This is a genomic window from Streptococcus sp. 1001283B150225_161107_H12 (assembly GCF_015552665.1).
GTDB lineage: Bacteria > Bacillota > Bacilli > Lactobacillales > Streptococcaceae > Streptococcus.
Window position 1 is genome coordinate 229,258 of the sequence record NZ_JADNFC010000002.1, and the last position, 16,884, is coordinate 246,141.

Sequence of the window (16,884 nt, forward strand, 5' to 3'; positions counted from 1 at the left end):
TGATTCCTGTAAAATGATAGTTCTATTATACCATCTTTGCGCCTTTTCTACAGGGATTTTCCCATCATTCAAGAGATTCAAAGCAGATAAAAAAACCGGACAAAACGTCCAGTTTTTCAACTATTTTTTTAACTTCCCCAATTGATTAAAAGATAGAGTATGCTAGAGCCAAACATATCGGCCAAAGCATGCATGAGGAAGAATGGCAAAAGGTTTTTGATCACCTTCTTGTAGAGAACATAGTAGAAGAGTCCATAGATAACTCCAATGACCACTGCCCAAAGCAAACCTTGGTAGGTATGGAAGGAAATCCGAATTAAGATCGAATAAGCCAGTGCCCACCACTTGTACTTGTCATTAACAGATGTCATGACTCCCAAGAAGAAGAACTCTTCGTAGAAACCATTCAGCAAGGCATAAGCAATCTCCATGGGACTAAGCGCTAAGAACTTGTGAATAATCTGCATGGGATCGATATAAGGGAGGAGATTGATATTGAAGTAATCGTACTCTCCACTCACCGTTGTCACGATATCCCCAAACAGACCAACAATGGCAAAGATCAAAGGTACCCAAAAGAGGACGGACCATTTAAATCGAATTGGAAGCTGTTTAAAATCGAAATTCCTGAGCAGCAAGTAAGCCAAGGCAAGAGCTAATAAGATAATCTGTAAAGTAAAGTTACTGGAGTAGGCTGCCCCATCCGTTGCTGTATTGGTAGCTGTCTCCGTGGCTGTGCTAACGGTTTGCGCAACTGGTTGAAGACTGGCAAGGAAGAGTTCTGTAGACCAGACAATAAACTGCCCAAACATGATCGCAGTCACAATAGCGATATCATACCATTTGAGCTCTTTTAATGGCTTTTCAGGTCGTATAAATTTAAGAATGTTCATCATTCATCCTTCTATTCCCATGATGGAAGTGTTTTTGATAGTTCTACTATAGTAGAATATGCTTAAAGAAACTTTAATTCTTAGTTAGTAATAAAATGCTATTAGTAAAGAGGCTAGGACTTTTGTCCCAGCCTCTCAATTGTCTTTGGATTGTCGAGCAAGACGCAGTGGTTGCTTGGTATCTTTGTTCGCTTTTTAAGCTCCAAATATGACCTAATGAGGGAAACAAAGTTTCCTTTATCTGCAACCTTCAACAGTCTCCCAGACTGTTGAAGCTGTGCGGAGGTGAGACGACGAAATCGAATTCTAACGAGTTACCGATTTCTGTCCCACTCTCTCTTAGTTCGATTCCTCTAAGAGGGCCTGGATTCTATCCAGATACTGATTATCGGTCACTGCCATCACGCGCACGCCTTCTGGCCAGATAAAGTCGGGACTGATCTGACTTCGCAAAGGCTGGTCTTCCGCATCTCGATAGCCAATAATATTGAGTTGATATTGGTCTCTGATTTCCAAGTCTCGGATGCTTTTTCCTACCCAGCTAGCTGGAACTGTAAACTCGACCACCAGCACTGCTTCATCCAACTGGAAGACTTCAATCCCGTGTTGGAAAAGGATCATCTTAGCTAGGGACATCCCCGCTTCTACCTCTGGTAGGATGACCAAATCAGCCCCAATCTTCTCAAGGACTTCCTTGGTCACTTCATTTTTGACCTTGGCAATGACGTTTTCGACGCCAAGTGCCTTACAGTGCATGACAGCCAGTACACTGGACTCCAGGTTTTCTCCCGTCGCGATAACGACCGTATCACAGTTCCCAATATCTGCTGCATCCAAGAGGTCCAACTCCGTAATATCTCCAACAATTCCAGTTGTAATCATGGATTCATACTGATTAATCACATCTTCGTGATCATCAATTGCAATAATATCCACATCCTGGTCCTGCAGAGTTTTCAGGACACTCTGTCCAAAAATTCCTAGTCCCAGAATTCCAATGGTTCGATTTGCCATAAGTTTCTCCTATCCGATAATGATGTCTGCCTTGGCATACTGCAAGGTATCTGCTTTCTCGGCTTGGTAATTGTTCAAGCTAACCATGAGGGTTAAGGGACCAATCCGTCCGATAAACATGAGGACCATGATAATGGCTAGTCCCGCTCCATTTAAGGTTGAGGTTACATTGGCGGTCACTCCAACTGTCGCTAGAGCGGATACCACCTCAAAGACCAAATAAATAAAGCGTTGGCCATCCGGCGTCACCAAACAGATTCCTAATAGTCCCACTAAGAAGGTCAACTGGAAAATCACCGCCGTCCCAAAGGAACGTTGAACAATGTCTGGTGAAATCGTACGTTTTCCTAAATTGGTATGTGGTAGCCCCAATAGTTCCTTCCGAGCCAGGAGCAAGAGGACTAGGAAGGTGGTGATCTTCATCCCCCCTGCTGTCCCGCCTGGTGCTCCACCTAAAAACATCTGCAAGAGATAGACGAAGAGCGTCACTGGCCGGACTGCTGTATAATCTAAGGATGCAAAACCAGCTGTCCGCATGCTGACGGTTTGGAAAAAGCTGACTAAAATTTTCTCTCCTAAGGGGAGGGACCCAATGGTCGCCGGATTATCAAACTCAGTCAAGAGACTGGTTACGGTCCCAAAGAGAAGGATCGCAGCTGTTAACCAGAGAACCACCTTGGTATGGAAGCGAAGAGTTCGCCGTCCTGATTGATTGCGGGCCTTGGTGGCTAGGTCAAACCAGACCATGAAGCCCAAGCCCCCAGTAATAATAAGGGCAGACAAGGTCAGATTGACCAACCAATCGGTCTGGAAGCTCATCATACTATCGCCTCCAAAATTATCAAAGCCCGCATTACAGAAAGCGGAAACCGCGACAAAGATAGAGTTAAAGATTCCATGGCCCCAACCAAAGCGAGGAATGAAGCGAATCATGAGGAGCAAGGCCCCCAGTCCTTCGATGGTAAAGGTGGTAATGAAAATAGAACGGACAAAACGGGCCAAGCTCTGGTTATTGCTAAAGCTAAAGCTGTCCCGAATGGTCTGTCGGTCCTTGTAGCTGAGCTTTTGACGACTTTCCATAAAGAAGAGACCGATAAAGGTCAAGATCCCCAGGCCACCGATCTGAATCAAGAGCATACAGATCAACTGCCCCCAAGCATTGTAGGTCGAGGCTACTGACTGGGTAAAGAGCCCTGTCACACAGACCATGGAGACCGCTGTAAAAAGGTGGTCGACATAGCCTGCTTTTGAGCTTGCTTGCTGGACAAAAGGCAGACTCAATAAGAGGGAGCCAATTAAGATAACCAAGAAAAAGCTGAAAAAGATCCTCCTTGCTGGAGACAGACTTTTCATCTTGGACTGCCATTGTTTAAATAATAATTTGACTAACATAGCTTCATTGTACCATAAAAAGAGAATAGACTTACAAGTGAAGAACCATTTCTAGGCACAATTCTAAGGCTTTATCGAATGCTTCAGATCCCCAGTCACGCTGGTCATAATTTTCCAGGTCTGCAAGGGAATCTGCGGTAAATAGGAGCAAGCCCCAAACCGCATCACGAAGCTGGGCTACTGCTGCCAATGAGGCGCACTCCATCTCCACAACACTACACCCTTCTTCAATGCGATAAGCCACCTTGTCAGGCGTTTCTCTATAAAAGCCGTCCGTCGACCAGGTCATCACTTCTTGATAGGGAATGGACTCTTGTTTTAGGACCCTTTCAATGGCAGTCAGTGCGCGACGATCCACTTCTATATAACGAGATGGCGCCACATAATGGTAACTAGCTCCCTCATCTCGCAAGGCTTTTGTTGGGATTAAAAAGGCATTTTCTTCCATGTCCACCAAGACGCCACAGCTTCCTGAAGAAATGATTTTCCTCACCCCATAGCCAATCAACCAATCCATGAATTGGGCAGCAGCTGCAGATCCAACTGGCGCTTGCACCAAGCAGATTTCCTCTCCTTGGTGCTCCATGACATAAACCGGATAGGTCTTGGTAGCTGAGACAAAGCTAGCTACTTGTTTGGCTCCACCAACTTTGGCAAAGCGGTCAATCTCATCCCCTAAGAAAGCATAAACGCATTTTTCAGGCAAATGCAGGTCTAACCCTTCATGAGTCGGCATAATAACTGCCTGTGGGTTGTCATCAAACTCTAAAATAGGAATTTCATGTTTATGGATCATCAGCTACCTCCAAACTTTGTTTGTAACATTATATAAGTCCATCTAGCCGGTGTCAAGAAGAGATTGCAAGAATGGCGATTTCGCTTATGAGTCAGTTCAAAATGAAAAAGGTGATATTCACTTCAAGGCACTATCCAACAAACAAGAGCGCACCTTCACCAAGAAACAAGTGATGTCGAATTTGAAATAAGAATTGATTTCACTACAAAAAAATCTAGTAGAATTTCTACTAGAATTTTTTCGTTAGTCAATCACAATCATAGCCTTAATGGTCTTGCGTTCATCCATGTCTTTGTAAGCTTGATTAATCTCGTCCAAGCTATAGCTATGGGTAAAGACGCGTCCTGGATTGATGTCGCCATCAAGAACAGCCTTGAGCAAGAACTGTTTGTCATAGGTGGTGACAGAGGCTGCTCCTCCTGCCACGGAAATATTTTGCGCAAAGGTAGAACCAAGAGCACGGTTCTTGTAGTGAGGCACACCGACAAAACCTAAGCGCCCTCCATTGTGAAGAACCCCAAGGGCTTGGTCGACAGCTGCCGCGGTACCGACACATTCAAGAGCGGCATCTGCTCCTCCACCAAGGATTTCACGAACCTTGGCAATCCCTTCTTCCCCACGCTCCGCTACGACCGCTGTTGCACCAAATTCTATAGCCATTTGTTGACGGTCCTCATGCCGACTCATGAGGACAATTTGCGATGCTCCCCTCATCTTGGCAGCAATCACAGCGCATTGCCCCACGGCTCCGTCCCCGATGACAACCACTTTGTCGCCCCGTTTCACATCAGCCACACGCGCTGCATGGTAGCCCGTCGGCATGACATCTGCTAGCGTCAAGAAGGATTTGAGCATGGCTTCTGTATAATCAGATGGTTGCCCAGGGATTTTGACAAGGGCCCAGTTGGCGTATTCAAAGCGCATGTACTCTGCTTGAACCCCATCAGACCAGTTGGTGCCGATATGGCGGTCACAGGTCCCGTCATAGCCAGCACTACAAGCATCACACTCCCCACAACCATGAGTGAAAGGGGCGATGACAAAGTCTCCCGGTTTCACCGTTGTAATAGCTTCTCCGATTTCTTCAACGATCCCAATAGCTTCGTGGCCACTATTTTGATGACCCGCTTCAATATCTGGATTGCGGTAACTCCAGAGATCAGATCCACAGACACAGGTGCGAACGATGCGGAGAATGACATCATCTGGTACTTCGATGTGTGGACGCTCCACTTCTACAAGGCCCACTTGCCCAGCTTTTGTATAGACTGTTTTCTTCATAGGGACGACCTACTTTCTATTGCTTACTTACCTATAGTATACACTTTTTATCGAGCTCTAACCCACTTCCTGCTTTCAAACTCCATCATTTAATCATATTTTTTTCCATACTTCTTTTCAAGCATTTTCTTAATCAGATAGGGCATCTTGACATTCTCTCGACCTTTTTTAGCAATCAATTTTTTGACGAAATCAGGCATCTGAATATCTTTTTCTGCTTCCAAAATCTGACCTATACTTGAAGGAGCTTCCAACTCATCAAAAGTCTCTAGCTGAGGTTGATAGTCACTATAGTCACCATCTATATGAGACTGAATAGTTGACAGAAGGGCTTTAATCAGTCGTGAATCGCTATTTGGCATAGGAGGTCGGTGATAAACCACTCCGAGCTCCTGACATAGCTCCTTACACTCCACATCATTATCAAAAAGAACTTCAATATGCTCACTAATAAAGGCAATCGGAACAAAAATATAGTGGTTCGGATGTTCACTCTCATCTCGCAGATATTCTAAGACATCTGGTTTAATCCAAGGAATACCTATATCACTCTCACTCTGCCAAGTATTGGTGTACTGATCCTCTTCAAGCCCTAAAATCTCTGCAATCATGCGACTATTGTCATAAATCTGGTCGATATAGGGGTCACCGAAATCTATTGCCAAAACTGGAACACTGTGGGCTGAAAAAATCACCTTAAAGCTATCATCTCTAATTTGATCTAAAATATTTCGAATCTCATCGGCCCAATAGTGGAGTAGGTCAGGTTCGCGGTACCAGTCCTTGATAATTTGGAACCTAATCTGCTCACTTTCTAAAAATTTCTCATATCCCATGACAGAATAGTAGGAATAATGAGGCTCTAAAATCAAGCACAAACATTCTTTAATTCCATCTAACTCCATTTCTTTGATCACATCTGTGATGAAAGGGCGGGAAAATTTGTTGGCAAAGTAAACCGACGCTTGATTTCCAAGAGCAGTAGCAACCATGTCCACTTCTTCTCTAGTTATCCTTTGGAGTGGGGTTCCACCGATTCGGACGTAATTGTCATATAAAGTCTGAATTTCATGTGGTTCAGGACGAACCCCACGGCGTATATTTGTGAAAAATTCCGCTACTCCTTCATAGGTAATCTCTTCTGGTGACCCAAAAGTCATCATCAACACAGCTCTTCTACTCATAACTACTCCTTGTTCCATGTTTGTTCTATTTTACCATGAAAAGGCTTACTTTAGGGGACTTGGTATCAAAAAAACTCTTAGCTCTGAGCTCTAAGAGTTTACATAACGATTCTTAATGATGATGATCATGCCCATGACCTTGATCAGCTTCCAGCTCTTCGATCTTGCGTTTATGGGCTCGGTGGGTTGCTAGGTCTTCATCGACCTCAATGGTGACGTTTTGAAAGCCACAATCTTTGAGCAAGGTACGAATCGCTTCTTTACAAACCTCCATGTGGTTGACATGCTCTAGACAAACATGGACAATGGCGTTTTTTTCCAGGCCATCCATGGTCCAGAGATTGAGCTGATTGATACTAGTCACATGGTCCAACTGCTCCAAATCACTCTTGATCTTCTGTATATCCACTCCTTCTGGCACAGCATCAAGGAAAATCTTGAGCGTGCTCCAAAAACGTGGAATGGCTTTTGACAAGATGAAAGCGGAAATCAAAAGAGATAAGAGGGGATCAAGGAAGTACCAATCAGTGTAGCGCAAGATGATGGCGACGACAATCACTGCCAACCAACCTAGTGTATCCTCAAGGAAATGGAGACTCAGGATGGATTCATTCTTAGTCTGCCCCTTACGGACGATGAGACTGGCTGTTAGATTTATGGCAATCGCAATGACTCCCAACCAAAGCATCCCCTCATGATCCACCGGCTGAGGCTCGATAAGTTTGCTGATATTCTCTAGAATAACTAAACTAGAGCCTGTTATGAGGATGACTGCTGTCAGGATGGCCCCCAAGAGGCTAAAGCGCTTGTAGCCTAGGGTATAATGGATGTCCTCCTCCCGATTTGAAATACTTTCGAGAAAAGCTGAGATACCAATAGCCAAGGCATCTCCCAAGTCATGGACAGCATCCGCTAAGATTGCACTGGAGCCAAAGAGACCGCCAAAGATAAATTCGATGATGGCAAAGCTAAAATTTAAGACAAAAGCCAGCCAAACAGCAAATTTTGAACTCATTTTTGACCTCCTTTAATATATGATATAATGGGAATAGATGATTCTCTCACTAGTATTATCTCCTACTCTACTTAGAAAGGATAGAAGCAAACCGTTCTTTGTGTACGTTATTGAATAGTTTGTTCGAATTGTCTATATGAGTCAAACTGACCGGCGGATTGCTAAAACAAAAAAAGCGATCTATTCAGCCTTCTTAGAACTGTTAAATAGTAAAGGTTACCAAGCGACGACTGTTCAAGATATTATTGATCGGGCAGATGTTGGGCGGTCTACCTTTTACAGTCATTATGAAAGCAAGGAACTCTTACTTGACGAACTCTGCCACTACCTCTTCCATCACTTGTTTGAGAGAGAGGCACACCTAGCTGCAGAAGACTACCTGGCTCACATCTTTCTCCATTTCCGAGAAAATCAAGACCACGTGACCAGCCTCCTTCTCTCCAAAAATGATTATTTTCTCCGTCAACTTCATAAGGAATTAGAAGCCCATGTCTATCCTATGGTGGCAGATGATTTAAAAACAGCTCATCCTAGGATTCCAACTTCTTACCTCAAGCACTTTGTTGTTACTAACTTCATCGAAACCTTGACCTGGTGGTTGAGAAAAGGGAAAGCTTATAACGAGAAAGAAGTTGTCAGCTTTTATTTAGATGTCATGGAAATGACAGCTAAACAAGATAAACATTATTTTTCTAGCTAGAAAGGAAATCTTATGAACCTCCTTATTCTTCTTGGTATTTTTACAGCCTTCTTAGCCCTTGCCTTTCCCCTCCTTCATTTATTGGCTAGCCTTTCAGAATTAAGAAAGGGCAAGAATACTCTAGGAAATCAGCTTCTGTTCATTGGAAGTTGCCTTGCGACCTTTTCTCTTATCCTCTACTTCTTTTTGCCGATTGTTGCTTTATTCCTTTGGATGATTGGCTGTGGTTTGATTTGCTACGGGGCCTATTGGAATGGCAAGCACAAAGAAAACTTCAAACCAGTTCATCATGTTATTCGAGTAGGTATCGCTCTGGTCCTTACCATCTTGTTAGCCTTGTTATAAGAAAAGCTCAAGTTTTTAAAAAACTTGAGCTTTTGTATTTGCTATTTGTTAAGCCATCAACAGCATGAGAATAGGGATCACCACCATGGTTGCAAGGGTCGTCTCTGTCACCATGACCGCTGCGTAATCACTATCAGCTCCGTAGAGCCTAGCAACGACCGGGGCATTGGTCATCACTGGCATAGCGGACTGGATGATAAAGACTTGCTTCATCAAGCTTGGAAGAGGTGCCCAGTAAACAATGGTCGCCATTAGGAGTGGAGCAACCAGGAAGCGCCCTAATAAAATTAATAGCTGATCTTTTCCAAGCACCAACTGCTTCACGCCTACATGAGATACCGACAAACCGATGAAAATCATGGATAAGGGGGTTGTTAAATTGCCCAGATACTGCAAATCACTGGCTAGAAATGCAGGGAGCTTTATCTGCAGCATCACCATGACTAGTCCTAAGATGAAGCCCATCAGAGGAGGTGAAAAGACTTTTTTTACACTCGTTTTGAGATCAAACTGAGCTTCTCCCTCACCATCTCGCTGGATCAAGTAGGTCCCCAAAGTCCAGAAAAAGGTCGTATTACACATGTAATAGATCAGAACGTAGGGAATACTGGCATCCCCGAAAAGGGCTTGGTTAATGGGGAGCCCCACAAAAATCGTATTGGAGTTAAAGAACATGGAAATAAAGAGGCCACGGCGGTCCTGTCTCACTGCAAAGATCCTGGCTACTGCTGTCGCTATTCCAAGCAAAACGACCATAGACAGGGCAGGAAACCGCAATGCTGGCAACATTTTTAGGAGGTCAGCCGCTGTAAAACGCTGTGTAATGGTATAAAGCATATAGCAGGGCAGAGCGATTTGAGTAACTAATTTTGCGATCAAGCCACGTGACTTGTCATCAAACCAGCCTTTTTCACCTATGACAAAGCCCACTAAAATCATGCCCAGGATAACGAGGAGCCCTGATATGCTCCTCAAAAAGATGTCCATGTTCTCTCCTCTTACTTTTTTGAAATGACAGTTTTTCTACAAGTCTCAAAAACTATTCTAGTATATCACAAAAAGAGGTGGGGCAAAATGCCCACCTCTAGTAGTCTGTTGATCATCCGTTCTACTTCTTCTTACTAACCTTTAACAACTAAATAATTCCGACTCATTGGGAAATCCTTAATAAGTAACTTAAATAAAGTGACTTTTTTCTATTTAAAAATCGCATTATTTTTTGATAACCCCTTCTTTCACCAAAAAGTCACGCGCTACTTGATTAGCTGACTTGCCTTCTACTCCGACTTGGTAATTCATCTGGCTCATCTGTTTCTCTGTGATTTTACCAGCCAACTTATTCAGAATGCCTTCTAATTCAGGGTGTTTCTTAAGAAGGGCTTCTTTCATGAGGGGCGCCCCTTGATAAGGTGGGAAGAGTTGCTTGTCATCTTCAAGGACCACCAGGTCATAGCGAGCCAGCTCGGCATCTGTTGAGTAGGCATCTGTTATCTGGATATCGCCAGACTGGATAGCTTGGTAGCGAAGGGCTGGTTCCATGGTGGAGACTTGTAGATTAAGACCATAGACCTTCTGCAGGCCCTTGTTTCCATCTTCTCGGTCGTTAAACTCCAAGGTAAAGCCTGCCTTGAGTTGCCCTTCCACCTTTTTCAAATCTGAAATGGTCTTAAGTCCATACTCCTGGGCAATCTTCCTAGGCACTGCGACAGCATAGGTATTCTGATAAGCCATGGGTTTGAGCAAGGCCAGGTCGTCTTGTCGTTTGATCCCATCTCGTGCTGCTTGATAGACTGCTCCTGGATCATGACCGACTTGTGGCGCCGGCTTGAGGAGACTTTCGGTCACGGTCCCTGTAAACTCTGGATAAATTGCGATATCTCCTTTTTTCAGAGCTTCGTAGAGGAAGGTGGTCTTACCAAAATTCGGCTTGACGGTCACTGTCATATCCGTATTTTCCTCGATCAAGATCTTATACATATTAGCTAGAATTTCGGGTTCTGGTCCTAACTTCCCAGCAATGACCAGGTTTTCTTTCTTCGGTTTTGGAAGAAGACTTGGCGTATAAGAAGCTCCTAATCCAAGGACCATGACAGCAAAGGCCGCAAAGATGGTCCGCAATTTAGCCTTTTCCATCCATTTGAGAAGAAGGTTAAAAGCGATGGCTAAGAAGGCAGAAGACAGGGCACCGATCAAAATCAGACTGGCATTATTGCGGTCAATCCCTAGAAGGATAAAGGAACCGAGACCCCCAGCTCCAATCAAGGCAGCTAGAGTAGCCGTCCCGATAATCATCACAGCTGCTGTCCGAATTCCAGACATGATAACAGGCATAGCCAAGGGAATCTCGAACTTCTTCAAGCGCTCCCACTTGGTCATCCCAAAGGCAACCCCTGCTTCTTCAAGGCTTGGATCAATCCCTTGTAAACCAGTGATGGTATTTTGAAGGATGGGGAAAATGGCATAGATGACGAGAGCTGTCAAGGCCGGAAGCGTCCCAATGCCCATAATGGGAATGAAGAGGCCGAGAAGAGCCATGGAAGGAATGGTCTGGAAGATCCCAGCTACCTGTAAGACCCAGTTGCTGGCTCTCTTGCGTGTACTTAAATAAATAGCTAATGGAACAGCTAGAAAAATCGCAAGGAGCAAGGTTAGTAATGACAGTTGCAAATGTTGACCCAGTGCAGTGAGCCAGTCCCCAAAGCGTTCTTGAAAGGTTGCAAGTAGTTTAGACATGGTGAGCACCTCCAAATAAATCTGCGACAAAGTCGTTGGCTGGCTGGGCTAGGATGGCTTTAGAATCCGCCACCTGCACAATCTCTCCTTCTTGCAACACTGCAATTCGGTCGCCTAATTTCAAAGCCTCGTCTGTGTCATGCGTCACGAAGATGGTGGTCATACCAAACTCTTTGTGCAATTTTTTGGTCAGAGCTTGTAGCTGCTTGCGGGAAATGGCATCGAGAGCAGAGAAAGGCTCATCCATCAATAAAATTTTTGGTTCCCCAATGATGGCCCGCACAATGCCAATCCGCTGTTGCTCCCCACCCGATAATTCACTAGCCATGCGATTTGCATACTCTGAAGCAGGGAGCCCCACCTTGGCCAAGAGTTCTTCTGTTTTAGAGGCGATTTGTTCTTTAGTCCAGCCCTTCATCTCAGGAATGAGAGCAATATTTTCAGCAACTGTCAAGTTAGGAAATAGGGCAATGGCTTGAAGGACATAGCCTGTACTGAGACGTAGCTCCCGTTCAGCATAGTCCTTGATGCGCTTCCCATCCATATAGATATTACCATCAGTTGGCTCCAAGAGACGATTGACCATCTTGAGCATGGTAGTCTTTCCAGATCCTGAAGGACCCACTAGCACCATAAATTCTCCATTTTCAATGCGGAGATTGACATCTTTTAAAATGTTTTTATCCGTGTAGCGCAAGGCTACATGTTTGTATTCAATCATGTTCTTCCTCAATAAGTTTTCTATCTCTAAGAATATCCAATAGGCTACTTGCTGGATGCCCTAGGACTTTTTCGATATCTGTTGAAACTCCAGCCTGTTCGCCAACTTTAATCGCTGTATAAGTACTGACCCAAGCATCGTACTCCCAAGTTTGTGCTGGCCACTTTTTTCGTGACTCATAAGCTTCTTCTACCGATTCATCTATATACGTGATGTCCTTACCAGTCTCCTTTGAGAGAAGCGCTACGATTTCTTCCATGGAAAGATCCTCTGGCCCTGTCAGATTCAAGGTTTGATTTTCCCACTCCTTAGGATTTAAAAGAATCTCTGCTGCAACCCTAGATGTGTCCTTACGGGCAACAGCTGATACCAGGCCACTGCCAGCCGGACCACGAATTTCTCCATTTTCAAGTGCAATATCAATCAAGAAGTCCAAGTAAAAATTATCTCTCAAAAAAGTATAGGTGAACCCTAACTCCTTGATATAGGCTTCCGTCTGGGCATGATCTCGAGACAAAGTGAACGTTGCCCTCTCATCTGCCCCATAAAAAGAGGTATAAACAATATGCTGCACCCCTGCTAGTTTTGCAGCATCTAAAAACTCCTTGTGCTCCTTGACACGCTCTGGATTTTCCCGAGCAGATACCATCAACAAGGTATCGATCCCCTTTAAGGCCTCAACCACTTTTGGAGTATTTGTATACGACATTCTACGGATTTCTGCAGACGCGTAGACTTTTGCACGCTCTGGACTTCGTGCTAAGTGTACGGAAACCATTCCTTTCTTATCGACAAGATTAGCCACATAAGAACCTAATTTTCCTGTTACACCTGTTATTCCAATCATAACTGTTACTTCCTTTCCCTAGATGTCATTCTCTTTAGCTTTTAGATTTGAGATTATACGCTCTTGATAGGCTTCAAATTCTCGGATTTCTTGATCTGAAAAACCTTGGTAGAAAATTTCACCCAACTCTTTACTAACGCGGTCTCCAATTTCTTTTTGCGCCCAACCGAGGTCTGTCAAAGAGATATATTTTTTCCTTTTATCCTGCGTACAAGGTTGAATCGTGACCAAGCCTTGTTCTTCCAATTTCTTAACCATACTGGTCAATGTATTATTTGCTAGACCCGTTGCAAGAGCGATATCGGTCGCAGTAGCGCACCCCAACTCTTGCTTCCACAAAATCGTTAAAATTTTCCCCTGTTCACTTCGGTATTGAGCATCTGGTTCCTTGCTCAAGAGTTTTTGAAAGATACGCCCATTTAACAATCGAATCTGTAGAGCTTGATAGCCCCCTAACACCTTATTCATTTCGTCTCCTTATTCTTCTATATCGAACTTTTTGATAAATTGTAACACTCTAAATTACATCTGTCAACTATTTCGATATCGAAATATTATTTTTTTTAAAAAAAAGTTTGGCCAAGACCAAACTCTCGATGATGATTGATGATCCTACTTCCATAGACTGGAGTCGATTTAATTCGGATTCTTCTGCTCCCACCGATTTTGATGATCCTGACTTTCAATGTGTTGCTTGATCAAGGCGACCACTTCATCATTGGTCGGAAGGTCTGAGTGTTGCGCATCCTCTCCTGTCACCGTAATCTCTGTATAACTAGCTGCTTGATTTTGATAGATATACTTACCAGCCGATACACTAGCATCCGGAACCAACTCATCTGAGTCATAGGTAATGGTCCCTGCTACTGAATACATATGGAGAGTTGTCGGGATAGCTTCTCTGTTCTTGATAAAATCTGCCAACATCTCTGATTTGTTTTTGATGTTGGTCTCGGTAAAATTATAAGGAGTCCCAATGGTCATGAGGGTCTTGAGATCCACATCATATTCCCCTAGATAATTTTCAATAAAGGCAGTATAAATCAAGCCTCCATTGGAGTGGGCCAGTCCCTTAAAGTTATTGAAGTTGTATTTTTCTTGCAAGGCTTCAAAGGCTTGGTTGACCATCTTAGCTTGCTTTTTAATATTGCTGTAGCCATCCTTGTTGTTTTCAAAACCAATGACGATAATCGGTTCATTGTCCTTGGCATCGATACTCCCACTATAAGTAATGGTACCATCATTCCAGACCTTGACCTTGAGCAGGCTGTGTTTGGTTCCTTGTCGGTCTTGATTGAGCTTAGTCACCAAGCCATCAAAGCGATTTTCCGTCGCGGAACTTCCCGGGATCATGATGATGGGAGACAATTTTGAATTATAAAATTTCTCGATTTTTGAAACATTGGTTCGAGTCCAGCTATAAGAAGGCACGGCCAAGCCAATCAAGAAAAGGCAGACCAAGGTGAAGACCAGCGCTGTTTTTTTAGAGATTTTCATGGCTTCCTCCTTCTTCTAGCAAATCTTTCCGAACTTGGTTGCCCACACGGACAAAGGGAATATAAAGGGCCACGTCAAGGGCAAAGCAGAGGAGACTCACAGCTAAAGCTCTTAGGCTTCCTCCCGTCCCAATAAAAGCATAAAGGATGCTTGGTGTCCCATCTGGCACTGGATAGACAGCTGCTGGCATCAGTTTGAAGCACAAAGCCAGAGCTGCCATTCCCATATTGACCAAGGGGATCAATAAGAAGGGAATCACATATAGCAGGTTGAGGAGGACTGGGATTCCTACCATAAAAGGAGCGCCATTGTTAAAGAGGCTTGGAAAGATACTAAGGAAACTAACTTTCTTGTCCTTTTGACTTCGTGAAACCAGTAAGATCGCAACTAAAAGTGCCAGGACTGCACCAACTCCTGCCACCATGCCATAACTGCGGTACAAATTGGTCAAGGTGTAGAGATGAGGAATGCCAGTCGTCGTATGATTGGTGACGGCATAAGTCAGATTTTCCAAGGCAAAACTATCATCCGCAATCGAGTTCAAGGAAAAAACCTGACTGTTTCCTACCCAAGCCGATAAGCTATTCAAGAGTCCCATGACAAAGGTGGATAGGAGGTGATGACTGGTCACGGTCAGTGAACTAAAAAACTGACCGATGGTCTGAAAGACACGGTACTGATTGCCCAGGACTAAGAGACCATTTAGACTGACACCTAAGAGCAGAGACAAGAAAATCGGGCGTACAGTCTTGGGTTGATAAATAAAGTCTTTATTGACGATTTGGTCGTCACTGGCTTTGGAAAGACGAAAAATCTGGCCAATTAGGTAACCTAAAAAAATCGCTAAGAAAATATTGGTTGTCGCAGGTAGATTGATGTGAGATAGTTGCCCTTCCCGAAGAGGACTCATCAATAATCCCTGTGAGCTAACAAGAAAACTGACCATAAGAGCTGTCACACCAGCCGTCCCTGTACTTCTCCCATAATGTCCAGCAGTATATTTCCCTGCAAAATAGGTTGCTAAAGGTCCAGCCAAACCACTTGTAAAATTAGAAAGATTGGACAAGACTTGACCCGTGAGCTGAAACCTTGGGAACCAGTCCGAAACAGAAAAGAGCATATTTATATAGCCTCTATCTGAAAAGAAGGACTGGGAAATCACGCGAACAATTGCTGAGAAAAGTAAAAATGGAAAGAGAGATAGCAAGGTCTTCTGGGTGATTTGTACAAATCCACGCTCTCGAAACCTGAGAAATTTTTGCACCAATATTTTATCATTCTTGCTCCTACTATCCTTATTGACCCGTTAGGTGACATTACTCGTGCACACCCTACTGTTTTCTTCATTATAGCATATCCTTACCCTTCTCAGGTTTACCTAGACTTCTTATATCGAGTAGTTAAAGTAAAAGAGAGGTATTTTAAACCTCTCTTTATCGATTCAATAAATACTCAGAAATTATCTTGTTAGAACAGGATAGGATATTGTTAATCTGGTTTCTTTTTTCAAAGTCATTATCCCAATAATAAATATCAGAAAGTCCCCCATGTGGTGGAAAAAGGGCTTGATAAATTGTCAATTTATCTCTTAAACTCATTTCTTTATTAGTATTTACATATTCTTTCAAAATATGTAGCTCATCCACTTGTGGACCAATATTTTTAATATTATATTTGTCAATGATAGACAACAAATGATCGATCGCTTCTAAAAAAGTTTCTTTCATACTACTGTTTATCCATTTCACTATTTTCCTTAAATTCTATTCTACCAAAATATGTCCATGAATTCATGCCAAACTAAAAAAGAGCAGCAAACTGAGCTGCTCTCCATTTAGTTTATTTTTCTACCATACCGCCCTTGATAAGACTGTCTTTCGTTACTGAATAACTAACTGTTTTGTCATCTAGGGGATTAAAGCCTGGTACGATTTCTTTTAATTTTTTCAAATCTATTTTTGTGTAATCAATGGTATTGCGGATATAAAAGATTCCATCTTTGTATTCTGATGTCAGTTCAAATCCTTGTCCCATCAAATCTTTGAACATTTCTTGGCTCTTAGCAACGGCTTCTTTCATGGATTCAAGAGGGTTTTCACCAGGAACTTTTGAGACGTCGTAATCATCAACTTTTTCTTGTACTAACAAGGTATCTCCCTTGTAATACAAGGTTACAGTGGACTTACCTGCTTCATCACTCGATTCAAGAACCGTTTTTTGAGCACCTGCTAGTGCATCCTCTTTTTGGCTTTCATCCGTTGATGACTCTTTTGTCTTCTCTTTAGCGGATGATTTGCTTGTTGCTTTACTAGTCGCCTTAGTGGACGATGGACTAGTAGATTTTGTACTTTCTTTTTGTGCGCAACCAGCTAAAAGAAGACCCGCTGTCAAGAAGACGGCTAACATTTTTGTGGTTTTATTCATTTTGAATACCTCACTTTTTTATGATGGTTAGGGAAATGACGG

The 16,884-nt window shown here is 43.3% G+C and carries 19 protein-coding genes; 3 read left to right on the top strand and 16 right to left on the bottom strand.

The window, feature by feature from the left end; translation table 11 throughout:
* Nucleotides 1–128: 128 nt before the first annotated feature.
* A complete protein-coding gene (locus I2C87_RS04455) occupies nucleotides 129–893 on the bottom strand; it encodes a CPBP family intramembrane glutamic endopeptidase (protein ID WP_195324079.1) in 765 nt (254 codons plus the stop codon).
* A gap of 239 nt (nucleotides 894–1,132) precedes the next feature.
* Between I2C87_RS04455 and I2C87_RS10200 the strand changes: the two genes are divergently transcribed.
* On the top strand, nucleotides 1,133–1,321 hold the full coding sequence (locus tag I2C87_RS10200; protein ID WP_239681785.1) for a hypothetical protein: 189 nt from the start codon (nucleotides 1,133–1,135) through the stop codon (nucleotides 1,319–1,321).
* Here the strand turns inward: I2C87_RS10200 and I2C87_RS04460 are convergent.
* The 6 genes from I2C87_RS04460 to I2C87_RS04485 all read right to left on the bottom strand — a co-directional run bounded on the left by I2C87_RS04460 (nucleotide 1,233) and on the right by I2C87_RS04485 (nucleotide 7,575).
* Entirely contained in the window at nucleotides 1,233–1,907 is a 675-nt protein-coding gene (locus I2C87_RS04460) for a potassium channel family protein (protein ID WP_048717318.1), read from the bottom strand. The two genes, I2C87_RS10200 and I2C87_RS04460, sit on opposite strands and share 89 nt — an antisense overlap.
* Before the next feature lie 9 nt (nucleotides 1,908–1,916).
* Nucleotides 1,917–3,299, bottom strand: coding sequence for a TrkH family potassium uptake protein (locus I2C87_RS04465; RefSeq protein WP_195324080.1), 1,383 nt, complete (start codon nucleotides 3,297–3,299; stop codon nucleotides 1,917–1,919).
* 31 nt (nucleotides 3,300–3,330) lie between these two features.
* On the bottom strand, nucleotides 3,331–4,095 hold the full coding sequence (locus I2C87_RS04470; RefSeq protein ID WP_195324081.1) for a nucleoside phosphorylase: 765 nt from the start codon (nucleotides 4,093–4,095) through the stop codon (nucleotides 3,331–3,333).
* A 243-nt stretch (nucleotides 4,096–4,338) separates the two neighbouring features.
* Nucleotides 4,339–5,376 (bottom strand): zinc-binding dehydrogenase, encoded by a 1,038-nt coding sequence (locus tag I2C87_RS04475; RefSeq protein WP_195324082.1) that lies wholly within the window; start codon nucleotides 5,374–5,376, stop codon nucleotides 4,339–4,341.
* A gap of 89 nt (nucleotides 5,377–5,465) precedes the next feature.
* Entirely contained in the window at nucleotides 5,466–6,560 is a 1,095-nt protein-coding gene (gene hemH, locus I2C87_RS04480; RefSeq protein ID WP_195324083.1) for a ferrochelatase, read from the bottom strand.
* 112 nt (nucleotides 6,561–6,672) lie between these two features.
* Nucleotides 6,673–7,575 carry a cation diffusion facilitator family transporter gene (locus I2C87_RS04485; RefSeq protein ID WP_195324084.1) on the bottom strand — a complete coding sequence of 301 codons (903 nt, stop codon included), beginning with the start codon at nucleotides 7,573–7,575 and terminating at the stop codon, nucleotides 6,673–6,675.
* 136 nt (nucleotides 7,576–7,711) lie between these two features.
* On the opposite strand from I2C87_RS04485, the gene I2C87_RS04490 reads away from it, so the two are divergent.
* Together I2C87_RS04490 and I2C87_RS04495 are read left to right on the top strand one after the other, a co-directional pair.
* On the top strand, nucleotides 7,712–8,275 hold the full coding sequence (locus I2C87_RS04490; RefSeq protein ID WP_195324085.1) for a TetR/AcrR family transcriptional regulator: 564 nt from the start codon (nucleotides 7,712–7,714) through the stop codon (nucleotides 8,273–8,275).
* A 12-nt stretch (nucleotides 8,276–8,287) separates the two neighbouring features.
* On the top strand, nucleotides 8,288–8,620 hold the full coding sequence (locus I2C87_RS04495; RefSeq protein ID WP_195324086.1) for a glucuronide permease: 333 nt from the start codon (nucleotides 8,288–8,290) through the stop codon (nucleotides 8,618–8,620).
* 48 nt (nucleotides 8,621–8,668) lie between these two features.
* Here the strand turns inward: I2C87_RS04495 and I2C87_RS04500 are convergent, their stop codons facing one another.
* The 9 genes from I2C87_RS04500 to I2C87_RS04540 all read right to left on the bottom strand — a co-directional run bounded on the left by I2C87_RS04500 (nucleotide 8,669) and on the right by I2C87_RS04540 (nucleotide 16,842).
* Nucleotides 8,669–9,607: an AEC family transporter gene (locus tag I2C87_RS04500; RefSeq protein WP_195324087.1), complete on the bottom strand. Its 939-nt coding sequence runs from the start codon at nucleotides 9,605–9,607 to the stop codon at nucleotides 8,669–8,671.
* Nucleotides 9,608–9,832: 225 nt separating this feature from the next.
* Nucleotides 9,833–11,353 (bottom strand): ABC transporter permease/substrate-binding protein, encoded by a 1,521-nt coding sequence (locus tag I2C87_RS04505; protein ID WP_195324088.1) that lies wholly within the window; start codon nucleotides 11,351–11,353, stop codon nucleotides 9,833–9,835.
* Entirely contained in the window at nucleotides 11,346–12,074 is a 729-nt protein-coding gene (locus tag I2C87_RS04510) for an ABC transporter ATP-binding protein (protein ID WP_195324089.1), read from the bottom strand. The genes I2C87_RS04505 and I2C87_RS04510 overlap by 8 nt, the downstream gene beginning before the upstream one ends.
* Nucleotides 12,067–12,921: an SDR family oxidoreductase gene (locus tag I2C87_RS04515; RefSeq protein ID WP_195324090.1), complete on the bottom strand. Its 855-nt coding sequence runs from the start codon at nucleotides 12,919–12,921 to the stop codon at nucleotides 12,067–12,069. The genes I2C87_RS04510 and I2C87_RS04515 overlap by 8 nt, the downstream gene beginning before the upstream one ends.
* An 18-nt stretch (nucleotides 12,922–12,939) precedes the next feature.
* A complete protein-coding gene (locus I2C87_RS04520; RefSeq protein WP_195324091.1) occupies nucleotides 12,940–13,389 on the bottom strand; it encodes a MarR family winged helix-turn-helix transcriptional regulator in 450 nt (149 codons plus the stop codon).
* A gap of 168 nt (nucleotides 13,390–13,557) precedes the next feature.
* Complete coding sequence (locus I2C87_RS04525; protein WP_195324092.1) at nucleotides 13,558–14,418, bottom strand: alpha/beta hydrolase; 861 nt, start codon at nucleotides 14,416–14,418, stop codon at nucleotides 13,558–13,560.
* Entirely contained in the window at nucleotides 14,405–15,688 is a 1,284-nt protein-coding gene (locus I2C87_RS04530) for a PTS transporter subunit EIIC (RefSeq protein ID WP_195324170.1), read from the bottom strand. The genes I2C87_RS04525 and I2C87_RS04530 overlap by 14 nt, the downstream gene beginning before the upstream one ends.
* A 163-nt stretch (nucleotides 15,689–15,851) precedes the next feature.
* Nucleotides 15,852–16,145, bottom strand: coding sequence for an ABC transporter (locus tag I2C87_RS04535; protein WP_129268908.1), 294 nt, complete (start codon nucleotides 16,143–16,145; stop codon nucleotides 15,852–15,854).
* 112 nt (nucleotides 16,146–16,257) lie between these two features.
* A complete protein-coding gene (locus I2C87_RS04540; RefSeq protein ID WP_126404078.1) occupies nucleotides 16,258–16,842 on the bottom strand; it encodes a DUF1307 domain-containing protein in 585 nt (194 codons plus the stop codon).
* Between the last annotated feature and the right edge of the window lie 42 nt (nucleotides 16,843–16,884).